Annotated in this window: 20 protein-coding genes and 1 pseudogene; 15 read left to right on the forward strand and 6 right to left on the reverse strand. The window is 56.0% G+C overall.

The genetic code is table 11. The annotated features are described in order from the left end of the window. Nucleotides 1-38 precede the first annotated feature (38 nt). From FEJ81_RS20850 to FEJ81_RS20880, 7 genes and pseudogenes are all read left to right on the forward strand, one after another. Nucleotides 39-497, forward strand: a complete 459-nt coding sequence (locus FEJ81_RS20850; protein ID WP_138247124.1) for a hypothetical protein — start codon at nt 39-41, stop codon at nt 495-497. A gap of 354 nt (nt 498-851) precedes the next feature. Further along, on the forward strand, nt 852-1,454 hold the full coding sequence (locus tag FEJ81_RS20855) for a winged helix-turn-helix domain-containing protein (protein ID WP_138247125.1): 603 nt from the start codon (nt 852-854) through the stop codon (nt 1,452-1,454). Continuing rightward, nucleotides 1,451-1,951, forward strand: coding sequence for a hypothetical protein (locus FEJ81_RS20860; RefSeq protein ID WP_138247126.1), 501 nt, complete (start codon nt 1,451-1,453; stop codon nt 1,949-1,951). The genes FEJ81_RS20855 and FEJ81_RS20860 overlap by 4 nt, the downstream gene beginning before the upstream one ends. Nucleotides 1,952-2,048: 97 nt before the next feature. Further along, nucleotides 2,049-2,265: pseudogene (locus FEJ81_RS23945) on the forward strand (DUF6610 family protein); the annotation flags it as partial. Between the two features lie 121 nt (nt 2,266-2,386). Next, on the forward strand, nt 2,387-3,256 hold the full coding sequence (locus FEJ81_RS20870; protein ID WP_138247127.1) for a thermonuclease family protein: 870 nt from the start codon (nt 2,387-2,389) through the stop codon (nt 3,254-3,256). A 723-nt stretch (nt 3,257-3,979) separates the two neighbouring features. Further along, nucleotides 3,980-4,210, forward strand: coding sequence for a UPF0175 family protein (locus tag FEJ81_RS20875; protein WP_138247128.1), 231 nt, complete (start codon nt 3,980-3,982; stop codon nt 4,208-4,210). 125 nt (nt 4,211-4,335) lie between these two features. After that, complete coding sequence (locus FEJ81_RS20880; protein ID WP_138247129.1) at nt 4,336-4,629, forward strand: PadR family transcriptional regulator; 294 nt, start codon at nt 4,336-4,338, stop codon at nt 4,627-4,629. 504 nt (nt 4,630-5,133) lie between these two features. Here the strand turns inward: FEJ81_RS20880 and FEJ81_RS24455 are convergent. Together FEJ81_RS24455 and FEJ81_RS20890 are read right to left on the reverse strand one after the other, a co-directional pair. Next, nucleotides 5,134-5,499, reverse strand: a complete 366-nt coding sequence (locus tag FEJ81_RS24455) for a hypothetical protein (protein WP_175416522.1) — start codon at nt 5,497-5,499, stop codon at nt 5,134-5,136. A 241-nt stretch (nt 5,500-5,740) separates the two neighbouring features. Then, entirely contained in the window at nt 5,741-6,565 is an 825-nt protein-coding gene (locus FEJ81_RS20890) for a hypothetical protein (protein WP_138247131.1), read from the reverse strand. 885 nt (nt 6,566-7,450) lie between these two features. Between FEJ81_RS20890 and FEJ81_RS20895 the strand changes: the two genes are divergently transcribed. The 5 genes from FEJ81_RS20895 to FEJ81_RS20915 all read left to right on the forward strand — a co-directional run bounded on the left by FEJ81_RS20895 (nt 7,451) and on the right by FEJ81_RS20915 (nt 10,175). Further along, nucleotides 7,451-7,732 carry a hypothetical protein gene (locus FEJ81_RS20895; RefSeq protein WP_138247132.1) on the forward strand — a complete coding sequence of 94 codons (282 nt, stop codon included), beginning with the start codon at nt 7,451-7,453 and terminating at the stop codon, nt 7,730-7,732. After that, a complete protein-coding gene (locus tag FEJ81_RS24565; RefSeq protein ID WP_463605664.1) occupies nt 7,716-7,820 on the forward strand; it encodes a DUF7558 family protein in 105 nt (34 codons plus the stop codon). The genes FEJ81_RS20895 and FEJ81_RS24565 overlap by 17 nt, the downstream gene beginning before the upstream one ends. A gap of 184 nt (nt 7,821-8,004) precedes the next feature. Continuing rightward, entirely contained in the window at nt 8,005-8,274 is a 270-nt protein-coding gene (locus tag FEJ81_RS20900; protein ID WP_175416523.1) for a type II toxin-antitoxin system HicB family antitoxin, read from the forward strand. Nucleotides 8,275-8,322: 48 nt separating this feature from the next. Next, a complete protein-coding gene (locus FEJ81_RS20905) occupies nt 8,323-8,544 on the forward strand; it encodes a type II toxin-antitoxin system HicA family toxin (RefSeq protein ID WP_324618342.1) in 222 nt (73 codons plus the stop codon). A 734-nt stretch (nt 8,545-9,278) separates the two neighbouring features. Continuing rightward, nucleotides 9,279-10,175, forward strand: coding sequence for an SOSS complex subunit B family protein (locus FEJ81_RS20915; RefSeq protein ID WP_138247134.1), 897 nt, complete (start codon nt 9,279-9,281; stop codon nt 10,173-10,175). A 171-nt stretch (nt 10,176-10,346) separates the two neighbouring features. On the opposite strand, the gene FEJ81_RS23955 is transcribed toward FEJ81_RS20915, so the two are convergent. Next, nucleotides 10,347-10,628, reverse strand: coding sequence for a hypothetical protein (locus FEJ81_RS23955; protein ID WP_229504820.1), 282 nt, complete (start codon nt 10,626-10,628; stop codon nt 10,347-10,349). On the opposite strand from FEJ81_RS23955, the gene FEJ81_RS20920 reads away from it, so the two are divergent. Continuing rightward, nucleotides 10,569-11,729, forward strand: a complete 1,161-nt coding sequence (locus tag FEJ81_RS20920; protein ID WP_324618343.1) for a hypothetical protein — start codon at nt 10,569-10,571, stop codon at nt 11,727-11,729. The two genes, FEJ81_RS23955 and FEJ81_RS20920, sit on opposite strands and share 60 nt — an antisense overlap. Further along, the gene (locus FEJ81_RS20925; RefSeq protein ID WP_138247136.1) at nt 11,717-12,184 is read left to right on the forward strand and encodes a hypothetical protein; all 468 of its coding nucleotides are present in this window, start codon (nt 11,717-11,719) and stop codon (nt 12,182-12,184) included. Before FEJ81_RS20920 ends, FEJ81_RS20925 begins: the two co-directional genes overlap by 13 nt. Before the next feature lie 223 nt (nt 12,185-12,407). Here the strand turns inward: FEJ81_RS20925 and FEJ81_RS20930 are convergent, their stop codons facing one another. The 3 genes from FEJ81_RS20930 to FEJ81_RS20940 form a co-directional block, all read right to left on the reverse strand. After that, nucleotides 12,408-13,196, reverse strand: a complete 789-nt coding sequence (locus FEJ81_RS20930; protein WP_138247137.1) for a hypothetical protein — start codon at nt 13,194-13,196, stop codon at nt 12,408-12,410. Nucleotides 13,197-13,200: 4 nt separating this feature from the next. Beyond that, entirely contained in the window at nt 13,201-14,421 is a 1,221-nt protein-coding gene (locus FEJ81_RS20935) for a hypothetical protein (protein WP_138247138.1), read from the reverse strand. A gap of 160 nt (nt 14,422-14,581) precedes the next feature. After that, entirely contained in the window at nt 14,582-15,577 is a 996-nt protein-coding gene (locus FEJ81_RS20940; RefSeq protein ID WP_138247139.1) for a hypothetical protein, read from the reverse strand. Between the two features lie 348 nt (nt 15,578-15,925). Between FEJ81_RS20940 and FEJ81_RS20945 the strand changes: the two genes are divergently transcribed. Then, nucleotides 15,926-16,954 (forward strand): hypothetical protein, encoded by a 1,029-nt coding sequence (locus FEJ81_RS20945; protein WP_138247140.1) that lies wholly within the window; start codon nt 15,926-15,928, stop codon nt 16,952-16,954. Nucleotides 16,955-16,981: the final 27 nt, after the last annotated feature.

Here is a 16,981-nt window from a genome sequence, read left to right on the forward strand (position 1 = left end):
TAGGGGTGATGGGGTTTCGAGATGCCCCGGAACAACGTATGCATTCTGAGCGACAGTACCAGCGAGACCGTGGTATCGGCCGAGCACCAACCCATCATGATGTGTCGACATTGTCTTGGTCGGATCTTCGCCTGTCCGTCCCGAATACCCGAAATGGCGAATCAATCATCTCGTTCGTCGAGTGCGTCCTCGTCGAACTCACCCACGCGGATGTCGGTGCCGAGTACGTCTCTTCGAATGTCTGGGGCATGAAGTGGACACAGTTCATAGCAGTTGATGACGTCGGCGAGACGTTCCAAAAGCGCCACCATGACGAACGACTCGGGTGGCATGAACAGATGATCAGTCGTCAGGACGTCCGCGAGGAGTTGGTGAATCGCCTCTCGCGGTTATTCTCGCTCGCAACGAACCAGAGCCACAATGCGCCCGTCGACGAACCCGATACATTCGCGGTGAAGGCCTGCCATCAGTTGCAGTGCGAGATGCGACAAAAGTGACTGCTTAACCAACATCCGCCCCTTATGGCGCCGAGTGTTGGTTAACAACTGAGTAGCGTTATTTCCTTTTCCTCGGCACCGATCCCACCGAGGACCGCTCTACAAGAGGTTTTATCAACGCTATACGGACCGAGACACACAGGTAAGTGTACCCAGAGCCAAACTCCCATGACTGGTCTGACAGAGAGTACGATGCATTGTGCGATCACGAACGCTTCAAGAACGAACTGGTATCCCAAGACCGGGACGGCACACGAGATCTCGATACGTATCTCGTCGCCAATTCCAAGTCCAGATAGACTGACCCAAAGACACTTTACTGATTCTCTGTAAACTGTAAATACCTAATAGCCCATGTCACGCACATCAAACCGAACTAACGGAGATGTCATCCGTGACTTCCTCTCGGTTGCGGATCTCCTCGAGGAGCCACAGCTCGCTCAACTGTACGCGTATATCACCCGAGAGGAGGAAGCAACCGTCCAGGAACTGATGGACGGCCTCGACCTCGCGCAGGGCACGGCCTACGCCTACGTCAACCGGTTGGTCGACGCCGGCGTCCTCGAGGTGACAACCGACGAACAACCTCGGACGTACGTTGCTCGCGACATCGATCTGACCGTCACGGCCGCCGATGGTGCTCGCGAATACACGATCACACCGGCGCTCATCGACGCCGTTGGACGGCGGGCCACTGACGGCGACATCGACACGTACATCGACCGGCATGGAATTGCTGGCCTCGCGACGGCGCTCACCTACACCGTCGACCGGGAGCGCGGAGAGGTCACCCACCGGCTGATGGCCCGAGATCTCGATATCTCCGCACTTGCGGCCGAGATCATCCTCCAGGCGCTTCGACCCGTCGTCAACGAGCACTTCGACATTGAGGAGGCAGGCGTGTCGGTCGCGGATATCGAGGGTGTCGACCGGGACATCGCCGGCGACGACGCGTGAGCGCCATCCATATCGCGGATACCGGTCTGTTCGCAGCGATGGGGCAACCTTCGAATCGCCGGTATCGAGTGGTCAAAACGTTCGCTCGCCGAAACGATATTATATTCGTCCTTCCCGAACGCGTCTACGATGAACTGACCGTCAGCGATCCTGATGTAGAGAATCCGCCGATCAACACGGCAATCGACGAGGGATGGGCGCGAGTTGCAGAACCATTGAAGTATACGAACGCGCTGGTATCACGAGCGATGGACGGTGTCCAGCGATACATCGCGAATGCTGATGAGCGCCCTGCTGACGAGATTGAACGCGCGGATCCAGCGCTTGCTGGGGTTGCTGCCCAGGCGTTCGTTGAGGGGGCAGCAGATCATGCCTATATCTATACGACCGATATCCTTGCCGGTGAAGGAACTGAGAGCGTGTTCACCAGTGAGGGTTACGGTGATTCAGTCACGTACGTGAACGGCTTCCGCTTCATTGAGGATCTCTTGGAATAGCGGCGTTCGAGAGAGTCTGTATCGGGACGACTGCAACTCTGGTTCTCAGAGTGCAAAATACGGTACAGCAGGAGTATTCTCTGAAAGACTCTGACGTGCTCGAGTCCGTGAGTTCTGGAAATCCTACGGAATCTGGCCTGAGATGACATCTCAGGACGAGGGGTTACATATCGAGTCGAGAGCCACCCTCAACTGATCTCGAGCAGGCCGCTTGCACTGAGTGTCGGGCGACCGTCTGGCGAATGCATCGCGGCCCCTACGTCGCCGAATACCATACCGGCGCTGTCTGTGGGTACTGCAGTTACGACTACTATTCTTATATATTAGTAAATATAAATATTACATAACTTAATTACGATTGTAATCGGGTCAGTGAGTGTGGTTCGACAGAAACTCCTGACAGCGGTCATGATCGTAGCGCTCGTTGCAACTGGAATGACAGCCTCGGCGGGGGCGATCACGGCGCCGTCGGTCGAGACGACGACCTCGATCAGCGAGTCGACGACGGTGACGGTAACAAACGTCGTCGATGGGGACACAATCGACATCGAATACCAGAATGGTTCGACCGATACCGTTCGACTACTGGGTGTCGACACACCGGAAACGTACGGATCGGTCTCGCCCGGCGAATTCGAGGGCGTGCCGGACACGCAGGCGGGCCGTGAGTGCCTGCAAGCTGCGGGTGAGAACGCAAGTGCGTACGCGACTGACCAACTCGCTGGCCAAACGGTCACGCTGCAATTCGACAGCCAGGCGGACCGACGCGGTGACTACGGTCGTCTGCTCGCGTACGTACAGGTCGATGGTTCGAACTTCAACTACGATCTTGTGGAGCAGGGCCACGCCCGGGTCTACGACAGTACGTTCTCCCAGAGCGATTCGTTCTACAGCGCCGAATCGGCGGCTCAGTCCGCCGAGCGAAACGCCTGGTCGTGTCGGTCGCCGAACGACGCCGGCTCTGGCGAGGACGAGTCGTCGGGTGGGGACGCAAGTGCACTCACTATCGATTGGGTCAACGCGGAAGCGAGTTCCCTCAACGACGAGCGTGTGAAGATTACCAATACCGGCAGTAGTTCGGTCGACCTCGACGGGTTCACGCTCGCCGACGAGGCGGGTTATAGCCACATGTTTGCGGAGCTCACGCTCAGCGCCGGTGATTCGGTATACGTTCATACTGGTAGTGGGACCAACGACGGCGACGACCGCTACATGGGCTACGGGACCGAGATATGGAACGACAATGGTGACACGGCGACGATGCAGACGGCAGCCGGGACGACCGTCGACCAACTCGCGTACTAAAGCGAGCGTAGCAGCTCATTTTTCAGCGGTCTCGCCGGCGGGTCAGGTGGTGACGCCACACTCGATAACGAACGATGAAAGCCCTCGACATGCTTGTGGTTGCTGTCTCCGGAACTGTTCGATGTTTGGATGCCGAAAGAGATGTGCTCTCTCGAACTACCCAGGATATCCGCGCTCGGACACCCACCCAAACCGCACTCGCGTGCATAGTAGTACACAGGCGACCACGCGAACGCGGGCCGTCTCGTCCATTGACCGACCGTCCACGAACTCGAAACGACCAACGAATCACTCTGAGACTGTCAGGAGGCACTCGAGCGTCGTGAGCAGGCTTCGTCCCCCGAGGTGGATAGGCGGGTGCTGGTGAAGGAGACTCGATCTGGGGCCGTGTACGGCGGTTCGTCGGGGATGATAACTGAAGTACGTTCCAAAGCACTCTGACGGGTTTATCGACTCCCGGAGGGGTGAGGAGTTCAACGATGGCTGCAACCAACCAGACAGATGACCATGGCATTGTATAGTTAGATGAACCGCTCGAGGAGTGTCGACATGATCCGATTCCAGCGACGCTCGGTTCGACTGGATCACCGATCGACTGCGCGAGATGTGGCGCATCAGGTGTCCTGATCAATCGCTATGCAGAAATTTAAGCAGAACTGCATTCGACGATGCCAGACGAGGATACACTAATGACGCTGCTACTCGAGTATTCACCTCGCACCCATGGCAACTGATCGCCACAATCCCCCTGCCGATCACACTGAGGAGTTCGCGACCACGATTGGACTCTATGTGCTCGGTGAAATCTCCCTAGGGAAGGCTGCAGAGCGGGCTGATGTCACCCGCTGGGAGATGAAAGAGATTCTCACTGAGGCCGGTGTTGAGATTCGACTTGGCCCACAGACCATGGGCGATCTCGAAGACGAGCTCGAGACAGCGCTCGACATCGAATGAGCGAGTCGTCCGCTATGGTTTTGTCAGGATCTAAGGCTTGTTTATTATACACATGCTGTCCTTGAATCGCGTTTTCTTTCACCAGTTCTCGGAACGCTTATAGCTCTATACTCAATAATTTCGATATGTACGATTTGACTGCCTTTCAGCGTGATGTCCTGTATGCGATCGCCGGCCAAGACGAACCCCACGGACTTGCGATCAAAGACGAACTCGAGAACTACTACGAGACAGAGATTCATCACGGCCGACTGTATCCCAACCTTGACGAGGTCGTCGATAAAGGCCTCGTCGAGAAAGGCACACTCGACAAACGAACGAACTACTACACGATTACTTCCCGCGGCCAGCGCGAACTCGAGGCCCGGCGCGAGTGGGAAGACCAGTACGTCGATGGATTCGACGCGAACGACGAGTAGCTAGTTCGGCCGACTATCAGAGGATGATCCCTTCCTCGTGCGAATACGCCGTTTTCTCGGATAATACGCGTGGTCGAATTGAACAAATCCTCTCGTCTCGAGTCTTGTTGTAACGCACCTCAAGTCGCTCACAACGGTGGAGGCGGACTGCGGGCGTCTCACGGATGAGTTTCGGCATGCCCTGCCGAGTGCTACGGCAAACGTAATTCCCCCCTCCCGTCGTTTTTCGCTCGAGATGGTTTGTCGCCCCCAGGACGGGTGCGGGGCCCGACTGAAGCCCACCGCAGCAATCCATGCGAACAACTGATGGAGCAACAGCGTTGCCAGACGCGGAGACGACTCAGTTCCTGAACCGAGGTATCGCCAGATGACCAACTGCAACGCGTGTCGAATGCTGATCTGTTCGGTACTCAGTCATGACCAGGCAGGATACGCTGGCCGGTTCTGCTCGGGCTACTGTGAGGTCCGGTACGACTACCAGCAGGCGGACGCTCGAGACGCGGGTCAGGAGGATAGGTACTGATGCTCGAGCAGATCGACCACCATGGCAAGCGTTTCACGATCGATGGCAATGATGTCGTCAACGAAAAAATCGTCCGCTGTCGTCGGACAGAGGCTCTCGAACAGCAGGTCCAGCGAGAGTGTCGCGAACTCGAGCGTTCGAAAGCGGTCGCTGATCCAACTGGTACGGATCCCGATGTTGAGGTGCTCGACCGATAACACCAGACAAGTCCGATCCCAAGATGTCCCTGAGTTCGACCACGCTCTCGATGTCGATGATCCGGTTCCCGACTCGGTGTACGTGATTAGGGGCATCACCCAGAACGTGGCGCCGTGGATGGCGGTCAAATTCTTGTCGACGAACTGCATGAGGCACTCCTCGAGACGGCTCTGTCGAAATCCTATTTTCAGATATATTCTAGCGTGAAACACACGCTCACTACAGATGCGCAAGTACCTTTTTCCGCCTCGGGTTCGTTCGCTGCGCTCACTCACCTCTCGGGGCAAAAATCTACGCTAAAAAGGCCGCTCACTCCCTTCGGTCGCTCGCGGGTGCAGCACTTGCGTTTCGACCGCAGCGGTAACGCCTTCGCCTGTATCTGCCACACCGTCACACAATTCCCAGTCCGTTTGCTAGCGCGAGGCTGGCGATGGCCGCAGTTCCGCCCGCTACCAGTCCATACTTCAGAATCTGGTAGGGAAGACTACGGCTGAATTCATCAAACCCTTGATCGGAAAGCACCAGCGGTTCTTTGTCACTTCCCTGGAGCACGGGAGTACCTTGCTCCATGGAAACTTCTCCGCAGACCGCCAGCATCTCGCCGTCAAGAATGACTCTCGCCTCAAAAAACTCGTCGTCGGGAATCTCTTCGGGTGCGTCCGCATCGAAGATGTACTCCATAATGGGAATGGGGTTGACAGTCCAATGTTCATCCAGCTGGATGTACGTCGATCTCCAACTACGCTTCGACAGCCCGGTCGATACCGTCCAATCAGGAGACACTGTTGTGATGTCGGCGCTGTCGTGGGTCTCAGTCAACCAGTCTGTGTCGATCCGAATCTCGCGCCGACCGTCGTCAACGGTAAACGTCCCGGACTCAATCCCGGATGCATACGTAATCATCTGCATATCCGCTCCAGACTCTTCGGCATCAAGATTGTAGTTATACGACTGGTACTCCTTGAGCCGCCACACGTACGCACCGACGGACTCTTCCTCATCGATCGACAGAGAGTCGCTTAGTGGCGGTAGATCTCTGACATTCACCGTCCCCTTTATCGCGACTTTCTCACCATCGACGAGCGTTGACGGGCTTCTGTTTCCGGACGTTGACACCGACCGGTAGAGCCTTCCGGCAATAATCGCTCGGTGAACGCACCACAGAGAGCTAGCAAGTAAACCTACCCCGATGAGAGTACGTACCGCGTCAACCATATTCGTCTGAACAGTTTGAATGGCTCTGTTGAAATCCTATTGATTCGTCACTATCACTGCTGAAACAACCGTTAGGTAGGTGTGCGCAAGTACCTTTTTCCGCCTCGGGTTCGTTCGCTGTGCTCACTCACCTCTCGGCGCAAAAATCTACGCTAAAAAGGCCGCTCACCCCCTTCGGTCGCTCGCGGGTGCAGCACTTGCGTTTCGACCGCAGCGGTAACGCCTCCACCTGTACTGAACGGCAACTACGTATGCGAGTTGTTCAGTTTGGGGTTTCAGCTGGTATGTTGAATAAGGCGACGAGAGTGAGACCGAGATAGAAACCAGTTCCGTGAATAAGCGTTTGGGTGAGGAGTTCTTCTGGTGTGCTAATTCCGATAATATGGGTGAGCCACAGATCACTGAGAGATATAAGAAGCGCGAGGGAGTAAGTGAACACCGTCCGGCGAATACTGAAGAGAGGGCTTGCCTGTAGTTGTTCAAGCACATTGTCGAATCTCCATCGGAGCGGTATAGTCTTTCTCTGTACTGAATGTGGGGGTTATGAATCTATCACTATCTGAATATTTCAACAGAGCCACTAAGACCGACCAGGCGCCGAGAAAGATCGATGAACAACTTACCGACCAATTCTGAGCAACGCAATGGTGGGGACTAAGTCACTGTGCATAGGTAGTCGCTCGTCAGAGGTAGATCCCGGTATCCCGAATTTGTGTTCTCTTCTGCAGTAGGGAACTTGTCTTAACCAACGTTCCCGGGGGTGACCTCAAATTGTTGGTTAAGACTCCCAAAGCTTGGGACCCACTATCCCACCAGCTACTAACGATGAGTCTGTCGGCGCCATAAGGCGCGAGGCGCGCTCTCACGTGCCTAGCGCGATTCACTATGCCTGATCCAAATCCTCGCAACGACACAAGTGCCGACTACGAACAGTTCGAGAAAGCGCTTCTCACCCAAGATCGTGATGCCGCCAGCGTTGTGACGGCGGACATCGACGACGCGACGGCCCGCAATCTGGTCAGTGATCTCGTCGACACGGATGTCGTCACACCTGTTCCTGAGAGCCGAGTCCTCGTCCACGAGCTGAGCGGTACCACCTTTGATTCGATCACTCAACTGGCGGTCTTCCATCGCGGCTGGACGGCTGCCCGTGACGCCGACGCGTAGGCCGAGTGACGCACGAACCCTCGTTGGCTGTACCTTCTGTGACGCTCCGCCCGGCGCCGAGACTAGCAAGGCGTACACTTGGGGTTAGGATGAGCAGTCACCCACCCGTGACCTTGACCCGGTGGGATGGTCCAACCGAGTCCGACGCGGGATCGGCGCTATTGGGTGATCGACGAGAAGGTCAAATCGAAAGAGATCGAGCTGCCAGCAACAGTCTACGAAGAGCTTAGAGGACCGAATGCTTATCCATCCACCACCCATACACACGACCAATGAGTACCGAGACCGATCGGAACGGTAACCATGAGGTCCGGACTACGATCACGCTCACCAACGAAGGTGAGTGGTGGGTCGCAAAAGACGAGGAAACAGGCGTATCCAGTCAGGGGACGACCCGGATCGAAGCGCTCGAGAACCTCGATGAGGCTGTCGCTGGCTATAAGGGAGAGGGAAGAGAGCCCAGCGAAGAAGAACTCCGAGAGATCGGCATTGATCCCGAGAACAACGTCTCCGGCGAGTCGCTCCCCGACGAGTTTCAGTAGAGTTCGTTTCTTGAAATGGCTCGACGGACATATTCTGGCGACGACGTAATGAAAGTGTTAGTGAATCACGGCCCATTCTACGTCGATCGTATCAACGGCGACCACTTTATTCTTCGCTGGGAACCTCCTGCAGATCACGATTCTGATGCTCGAACAGTTCCCGTTCCACGTCATGACGAAGTCGCAACAGGGACACTAAGAGAGATTGGTGAACAGGCAGGGATGAAGGACTTCCAGCGATTCTTGGACTGGCTTGATCGGAACCTGTGAGTCGAGACGCGCAACATCAACAGAATTCGTATCGGGACGACGGCGGACAAGTTCCTTGGGAGCTGAACGCACAGCAAGACGAGTGAAGCACGTCTCCTGAAAGCCCCGACCGCTCGGCATCCCACGACCACCGCTGTGCTCATCGTGCCTGCAGTGCTTACGAGGGAGGGGGTGTTCACCGAGTTTTGCGCCGAGAGGTCGGGAGAGCAGATCTATCCCTTTCTGAGTCCGCTAATCATCGGTTGTCTCTCCGAGCATCGATCCGGATAGACGGTGTTTCTCTACGGCCCGTCCCGCTCGCCGCTGCCGCCTTCTGGTGAGCAAAGCTCACCGACGTCTCGTTCGCTTCGCTCACGAGACCTCCGCGTCGCTCGCGACCGACCATTCCGGGCTGCCTGCCTGCAGTCGCGGGCGGGCTGCCGGGCTAAAATGCATGTGCCCTCGGCGCCAGCACCAAGCGCGCTTTCGGTTGCGTCTCTCTCGCTCCTGACGTCGCTCGCTCGACGGACTCGAAACCGGCTTGTGTGCTGGCCGCTCGCTCCGGGCGGACGGCGCGCGGTACTGGTTGGAACACCTCAGTCAGGCGCGCTCTCGCTCGCGCCCAGGAGGGCGCTCGCGAAGGCGCGAGCGAGAGCGCGCAGATGGTTCTAGTCGGTCGGTGTCGTCGGAAAACCGCGATGTAGCAGCATCGCGGTGGCAGGCGCGTGAGCGCCTTCGGAATCAGGCCGATTCCAATGTCTAGTAACAACTCGAGTAGCAAGGTCGTTACGGTCGATGAACAGGCACTCAAACAGGCGGACGAGCAGGAAGTCGATGACGACAGCTTCCCGGTCGTCGACGAGACGCCAGAATTCGGGGCAACGGTCAAGCAAGAGGTCCAAGCAAAGGTGGATGCAAACCATCCGGACGGTATCGTCGATACAAACGACGACCGGATTCACGGTGTCACCCTCGAGCAGGAAGAGCGGATTCAAGCTCGAGAAGCAGAACTCGAGCGGATCAGTGCACAAGCCGAGTTCGGACAACAGCAGGGACGAGCGAAGCGGGCACGAGACATTGCTGCACAACGAAGTGCGGAGCGGCGTAAACGGTTCCAGAAGCGGGCAGCGAGCGTGGAGCCGATGGCGGATCCAGAACGGCCGGATCCCCGGACGAGCCTCACACAATCGCAACTGGCGGCTGTGAACGAGCAGTCGATGCGGTTGGCCGAACGGCTCGATGGCTGGTCTCGAGCGGCGATCAGTCGGCAGCTAGCCGAGGCGGTCGTCGACGGACAGGATCTCACGAGTGCGGTCGTCAGCGTGTTCGAGGAGTTGCAGACAGCGCCAGGACAGATCGTACCGATCGGGAAACTCGAGGATGTGAGCCGACAGAAGGTGAGCATCGAGGGGCGTGTCGAGACACTCTGGGATCCATCGCATCCAAGCATCGCTCAAGTCGGGCTCATCGCAGACGACAGTGGCCAAACTCGAGTGACGATCTGGGAGAAGTCAGGCGCGCCGTGGATCGAGGAAGGCGAACGAGTGCGCATTCATGGGGCGGCACGGAACTGGTACGTGGGACGTGTCTCACTGGCCGTCACCGGCTGGAGCACGATTCAGTTCCCTGAACGCGGTCGATGGTGGGAGTAACCGGCTAACGCGGCCTTCTTTTTGTACGTGCCAGACCGACCCAGACCCCACCTCCCCACCCTCCGCTCCGTGCTCGCTCGGGAAGACTCACTACGTTCGTCTTCCTAGTTCTCGTTCGCTCCGCTCACGAGACCGTCGCTGCGCGCGCAGCCACAACCTCAAGACAGTCAATTAAGTATCATCCCTGACCATTACTATTGAGATTCTATACAGTTCTACCTCATTGGCTCTAAACGAGGCCATTTTTGGATTGAATCCTGCAGCTCCCATCCGTTTTCCGAACGATCCACATCCGACAGCCAGCGGCGAGTTCCTTATAAACAGCCGCCGCACAGCGCACGTGACTACGAGATCATCGACGGCCAGCAACGCCTCTCCACGGTTTCCATCCTTCTGAAGAACATCAAGGACCACCTCGAAGAGAAGCAGACGAAAGTTGACGGCCAGCTCCAAGCGTACGCCGAACATATCTGCGAGGAATACCTTGACGAATTGCTGTACCGGCGGAAAGGTCCGACCGAAACACCGTTCCTGGAGCTCAACGACCACGACGACAGTATCTACGAGCTGCTGTTTCAGGACCCGGAGAAAAAGGTCCAGACCCTGAAGGAGATGGACCAGTACGACGGCCGCAAACAGAACGCTATCCGCCTCCGCGATCTCTTCGACGAGGTCGGTATCCCCGAAGAGGACGAGGAACTGGCAGACACCGATCTGCTGGAATCGTTCCGGTACTTCGGTGATTCCCACCGGCGGCTCGTGCGGACCGATGAATACTACGATGAGAAGGTTGCCGCGTTCGCCGACCGGGAGGAGTTCGACACTCCCGAGAAGGAAGTCAGGGCCCTGCTCAATCTCGCACATTTCACGCTGCGGTCCCTCCGCGTCTCCGAGTGCATCTTCCAGACTGATAACCAGGAACTCCGGATCGAGGTCTTCCAGTCGCTGAACGACCGTGGTGTTGAGCTCTCCAGTATGGACAAGGTGCGGGCACGGATCGTCGGCCGGTTCCAGGGCGAGTCCGACAGCGACAAGCAGATCGCTCGCTGGGAGAACGTGGTCCAGATGTTTGGCGGTGACGCAGACGCCGTTGAAGACTTCCTTGCCCATTACCTGGCTGCCACCGAGAAATCGTTCGAGACCGTGACGGATGCCCGCAGTAACATGCTGGAAGCGTTCCGGTTGAAGCAGATCGGTCGCCGTGATATCAAGTCACGGCTGGCAAGCCCTGGACAGGCCCGCGACTTCCTCGAGGAACTAGAAAACTACGCAGGCCGATACCGGGAAATCGTGACCGCGGACCTGACCGACGATGATACTGAGCTGAAAAAGGAGTACCGGGAAGAGTGCGAAGCCATCCTCCAACGGCTCAACAAGCTGGGCTTCTATACCGCTCACACCGGAACTGGACAGGCATCTGGATCGGCACCAGCCGCATATCAAGCTGCGTGGAAAGCTACCGAGCCAGTAACTACAAACTCATCGCTGAAATCCGTCCAGAAGCGAGACTTTCTCTTACTAGACCCGCTTCGGGCAACGGAATGGCCTCTGTAGACAAGGCTGTACAGGTTGTGGACTACGAACGACAGGAACCCATCGGAAATGATCCTGTCCACCTCAACACGATTAGAATCGGGACAGGAGGGAGAAGAAGAGGCACCGATAAACTTGCAGAGTTTATTATCTCGACCGCTATTTCGATGGCACTCAAGAGAGGACTCGGTCTGGGGTTGATTGCTCGGAGACTGGTAACTCGCGTTGTGAATGCCGCGATCGACTTAGACCATAACGATACTGCTGAACCAGGGGAGGCCATTTACGATGAATTCTATGGAGATCTTCTGAATCCGGGATGGATTGAAGCCGGGTTTTCGGCTGAAGAAGGAGCAGTGGTCCTGTTTGAGGTGGCGCCGACCGTTACATGGGGCTATGAACTAGAAGAGTCAGAGACAGATGGATCGTTCTCTTGTAGAACGGATGTGGTCAACTTCTCTGTCGAGGAATTATGAGTTAGAGGGGTGGGATCTGTTCCGGGTCTGGACTAATGCTGGGTCAGCCGTTTGTCGTGCTTTCCGTTTCGCGTACAGCGGTTTGACGTTTTTAGTCTCTTGGCGGTTTGCTGTGTATCGGCTGTAGTGTAGACTCGCGACACCACTGAGAACGTTCTCACACCTGAACTTTTTATACCATCCCCGTGTTGACCACGGAGTTCACACTTCCTACAAGCTACACCTATTCCCCTTCTTTTCCGTGACTAGAGAAAATGGGGTCGGATAACGAAAGCTCCAGAAAATTCTGCGGCTCATGCACTTCCTCAAGAGCATCAAACAACGGCCTCAACAGATCACGCACAACGGTGAACGCAGGCGTATCAGCATACAACTTCGCGTACTCTATGCACAGTCCAGTCAGTAAATCCAACCCCCACTCCAGAACCTGCCGCTCCTCGTCTTCTACATGCTCACCGTCTAGACGCGCACCAACGATCCGGTGCGGATGCGCGCTACGATTACTGAGAAAGTTAAACGTCTGTAAACCGTCATCAAATTCCTTGTAATTCTGCTTTTCCTCCCGGATCATCTCATAGAACCGGTCAACCGACACCACGCGATGCCGACTCAACAACGACATATCCTCGACTTCATCCCGGACTTCCACCATCTGCCGTGAATGGATCTGTGATGCCTCAATCTTGTGTTCGTTCAGGTGTTTCACCAAGAGATACGTCTCCATCAAATACCGGACATCCCGATACGCCGAATCATAGCGCCGATGCTTAACGGAGATATACAGTGATTCCAACGCATTTACGCCCTTAATCACGAAAATATCCTGGAACTCATGGCGAGAATCAATATACGACGAGTACCGCCGATTCACCGTGGAAACAGCAGTATCTAGACGCGAGATTCCAGCCAGCAAGTGGTTGACAAGTTCATTATTCGAATGTTCGGACGTGTACTCTTCTTGTTCTTGTAGCAAGTCACGCTCATAGGCCTGTGCCTCACCATCTATGTCCATACGTTTACTCGCCTCCGTTACGACAGTCCTCAACCGCCTGCGCTGACTTGTTCAGCGCCTCCTCCCCCTTCTCAACGACATCCCCGGTATCGATCCCGTCACCGCCAAAGAACCCATCACCACCGCTGCCCTCGTCATCTGACTCGAGCACAGCGTCACGACACTTCACAGCATCATCGGTCACCGAATCAAGCACGTCGGATGCCGTCGACGAATCCACGTTTTCCAGCATCTTGTCCACGTCCGTATCGTGTTCATCCGCTATCGCTTCCAGGTCCTCCTGGTTCAGGTCTGCACCCATCTCCCCGGCCTGCCGAAGCAGCGCTGATGTCCCGGTCAGCATCGACCCCCGGACCCATACGTGGACCTCACTCATCGCCAACGCCCAGCACCGATTCCCACATACATACCGCAACCGGTACAACCCGAGTTGACTCGCCTTGTTCGCCGCAAACCGCGTACTGACAAACGCCGGCTGGTAGAACGCACCCGTCGAGATCAGCATCGCATCCACACCGAACATCACTGTAGCGATCTGGTACTCCTGGATCGCTTCCTCCATTTGCTCCTCGGACGCAGCATCCTCCGTTTGCAGCTCGGAGGCGGCACACGCCTTATCACTCATCTGGTTGTAGCTCCCGATCAACGGCGCATATTTCGTCACTTCACTAGTGCCATCCCGGATATCGCCAAGCGGATCCACCGGGACATCACTATTGAACTCGTTCGCGATCTGCGCCGCGTAATCCGCTCGCCGCACCGCATCACCCGTCGCATCCCCGCCCTCCTTGAGCATCGACCTATTGAGTTCGTTCTCAAACGTCCGATCCTTCTCACAGAGTTTCTCCGCGCTCTCGAGAACCACAGCACGCCGCTTTGAATCGTTCTCCACCGTCTCATCCAGATTATCGTAGAACCCGGTCACCAACTCCTGAACGCGCTGCTGCTCAGTCTCGTTCAAACCGGCCGTTCCAACACCACGTTCGTTCCCATACTCCGTGAGATTCTGTCCGGTCTCTGGCCCATAATCGGGATCGAAGGTTTCGTCGGATCCACCCCCGTCTGTCTCTGTTTCGGTCGAGACCGTTGTCGTGGTTGGTTCCTGTGGTTCTGCGTCGGATTCGATCCCGGTCCCCGTAGTGCCGGTACTGCACCCGGCAAGGACCAGCATCGCGGTCACTGCAATAACGGCTATCTGTGTTCTGGTGGGTTTCTGGTTGAACACGAATGGTTGCAAACCTCGACTATATGCTTCAGAAGTAATTCCTGTAACAAGATAGGTCTACCGCTCGAACCGCTATATCAGTACCAACTGAGTACCCACAGCAGGGTGGCCGGAAGAACAGGAATCGATCGTGGGCAGTGTTTCGTCCAGAAAACCAGTCTCAGTTGAGATCGAGCTCCTGCTTCATCTCACGCTCGATCCGTTCACGGACACCATCACTATCCTTAATCAACAGCGGCGTCTCCTTATCCGAGATATACCGTGATGTCAACCCTTGATCATAGAACGACTCAACCATCTCCTCAAAATCACGCTCCGACGCAGTATCAAGCTGCTTCACGATGTCATCCCGCGTCTCCAACTCCTCCCGGGTATAGTTCAGCAACACCTGGAACACCTCGATCTTCCGCAGAACCGAACTAAGCTCGGTATCCGCATGCTGCGACAGGAACTCGCTGAACTCTGGTGGAAGCACCGTTCTCCCAGTATCCACGTGATACCGGGCAGCAACACCTACCTCCCCCAATGTCTGCTTCAGCTCCGTATACTGGCCACCCAATTCATCGATATCCCACAGTTCAGGACCGTAACTCCGGTTCAACGCGGCACCCCTATCACTCAGATGCCCAGAATCCGTCTTCTCAAACCCGAAATTGATCAAAACACTCAGCAACGTATCATCAAACCTGTCGAAAACATCCTGGATCTCGTTAGCACGGTCATCCAGCAACGTCCGCATAAGCTCAGATCCGATCTTCTCCCCCAGCTTCGTAGTCCGGTACCCGTAGTCGTACTTACCCGTATAGTGTTTCTCCTTCACAAGATTCAACCGCTTCAATGCGTCAATCTCGTCACCGTACCGCTCGTCCGCGGCTGCGTGCGGAACACCGATCGACTGCTCCTGTTCCTGCCCGGTGTACACGTACCGGAGCGCATCCATCACCTGCTGGACCTCACTGGCCGCATACCCATACTGCATCCGCAGTTTCTTCTCCAGATCATCTGCATCGTTGATCTGCCGTGGTAGCAGACCTGCCTCGGTCGCCAGGGCTTCGATGACATCCTGAAACGTCTGGTTTTTCTCCCGGTACTCGTCGAGTGCCCCGTACAGGTCGTCGGATACACGGACGGTTTTCGACATCACTGAATCACACATTCTGTGATTCAATCACAGAATCACTAAATCGTTGTGCCTATCAAACAGTCACGACAACCGCGGCAGAGAATGCAGGTTCTGCGGAGCAGTGTGTGGCGGCAGGGAGGGATCAGGTAAAGTGTCTGCCCACCGTCCTTCGATCAGAACCCAGTTTTCACCAGACCACTTGACCGGCAAATACATGAAAACATAGAATCACGTAAAACCAACATGCCGTTCCGGGCTCTAAGCAACGGGAAAACCGTCGTACCCGCCACAGTCCCAAACAAAGAACCAGTTACCTGCCCCGAATGCGGCAACACGATGTACGCCCGCGGCGGAGAAAAACGAGCCCGTCATTTCTATCACGTGGACGATACTGCCGGAAACACCTGTCCCTCCACCTCACCAGGTGAATCATCCACTCACGCCCGATGCGTTGCACTCGCCGTCGCAACCCTCCAAGAAAAATTCGACTCGCAGGCCAGACGATGTGCTGCAGAAGTCGATCTTGATGTCTCCGAAAGCGGAAGCGGCAACAAGACACGGCGAGCTGACGCACTCGTTGAGTTCACCGATGAAAACCCGTTCTTCGGGAACGGCCTCGTCGTCGAAGTACAGCACCATCACCACGATAAGGATACGCGGACAACAACCCACGACTACCTCTCGATCGGATACTCCGTTGTCTGGCTCTCCTCCGCGGACTTCGGAGAGGAACAGTTAGACTACGCGGTCATCAACGACGCATTCGCTGAGAAAGACGCCAGCGGATACAGCGTCCGCAACTGCTCCCCCCGACATTTCTTGAATTGTGAAAGCTACAATTACACCGGTGAACACAGCTGGGGAACCGTCCCCGGATACGTCCTCACCTGCGAGGAAGACTACGAAATCTGTACCAGCCGACCGTGTACCCTACGACGACGATATGACGAAGAAGCAGGTGAATACGTCTATGACTCAGAGGAGATCACGACTCCTGACCTGCCGTTAAAAGTATTGAAGAACACGCTGGTCAAAGAAGTCTCAATGGGCGGTATCGAAGAACCGCTGAAACAACGGTATGTGGACGCAGTGCTGGAAAAAGCACTGGCGGACAGACCTGAAGTTGACCAGTGCCCTGGCCCAAAAGGATTCCACGAATGGGGAGCGTCCGAATCGGTCTATGATGGATACACCAAGGTTGAACTCCACGCCTGCCAACACTGCCCGGTCCACCTACTCACTGATTTCCGCGGCTATGGACGAACCGACCTCTTCTTCAGCGAACACCCTGATCCCGACTGGGATCTCCTCTCGCTCAAGGCGGATCCACGGCAGTGCCAACACCGAAGCCACGAAGCAGGACAGTGGTTTGAGTTCTGCCCTGACTGTGGCGTTACCAACCCTCAGTGACGCGGTGAACAGGGGGATTATATCGAC

Origin of the sequence: Natrinema versiforme (assembly GCF_005576615.1) — an archaeon.
Lineage (GTDB): Archaea > Halobacteriota > Halobacteria > Halobacteriales > Natrialbaceae > Natrinema > Natrinema versiforme_A.

Excerpts from the sequence above, each read along its gene's own strand:
- FEJ81_RS20850 (WP_138247124.1), top strand. The coding sequence starts at position 39 with ATGCATTCTGAGCGACAGTACCAGCGAGACCGTGGTATCGGCCGAGCA.
- FEJ81_RS20855 (WP_138247125.1), top strand. The coding sequence starts at position 852 with ATGTCACGCACATCAAACCGAACTAACGGAGATGTCATCCGTGACTTC.
- FEJ81_RS20870 (WP_138247127.1), top strand. The coding sequence starts at position 2,387 with ATGACAGCCTCGGCGGGGGCGATCACGGCGCCGTCGGTCGAGACGACG.
- FEJ81_RS20875 (WP_138247128.1), top strand. The coding sequence starts at position 3,980 with ATGGCAACTGATCGCCACAATCCCCCTGCCGATCACACTGAGGAGTTC.
- FEJ81_RS20880 (WP_138247129.1), top strand. The coding sequence starts at position 4,336 with ATGTACGATTTGACTGCCTTTCAGCGTGATGTCCTGTATGCGATCGCC.
- FEJ81_RS24455 (WP_175416522.1), bottom strand. The coding sequence starts at position 5,499 with ATGCAGTTCGTCGACAAGAATTTGACCGCCATCCACGGCGCCACGTTC.
- FEJ81_RS20890 (WP_138247131.1), bottom strand. The coding sequence starts at position 6,565 with ATGGTTGACGCGGTACGTACTCTCATCGGGGTAGGTTTACTTGCTAGC.
- FEJ81_RS20895 (WP_138247132.1), top strand. The coding sequence starts at position 7,451 with ATGCCTGATCCAAATCCTCGCAACGACACAAGTGCCGACTACGAACAG.
- FEJ81_RS20900 (WP_175416523.1), top strand. The coding sequence starts at position 8,005 with ATGAGTACCGAGACCGATCGGAACGGTAACCATGAGGTCCGGACTACG.
- FEJ81_RS20905 (WP_324618342.1), top strand. The coding sequence starts at position 8,323 with ATGAAAGTGTTAGTGAATCACGGCCCATTCTACGTCGATCGTATCAAC.
- FEJ81_RS20915 (WP_138247134.1), top strand. The coding sequence starts at position 9,279 with ATGTCTAGTAACAACTCGAGTAGCAAGGTCGTTACGGTCGATGAACAG.
- FEJ81_RS20925 (WP_138247136.1), top strand. The coding sequence starts at position 11,717 with ATGGCCTCTGTAGACAAGGCTGTACAGGTTGTGGACTACGAACGACAG.
- FEJ81_RS20930 (WP_138247137.1), bottom strand. The coding sequence starts at position 13,196 with ATGGACATAGATGGTGAGGCACAGGCCTATGAGCGTGACTTGCTACAA.
- FEJ81_RS20940 (WP_138247139.1), bottom strand. The coding sequence starts at position 15,577 with ATGTGTGATTCAGTGATGTCGAAAACCGTCCGTGTATCCGACGACCTG.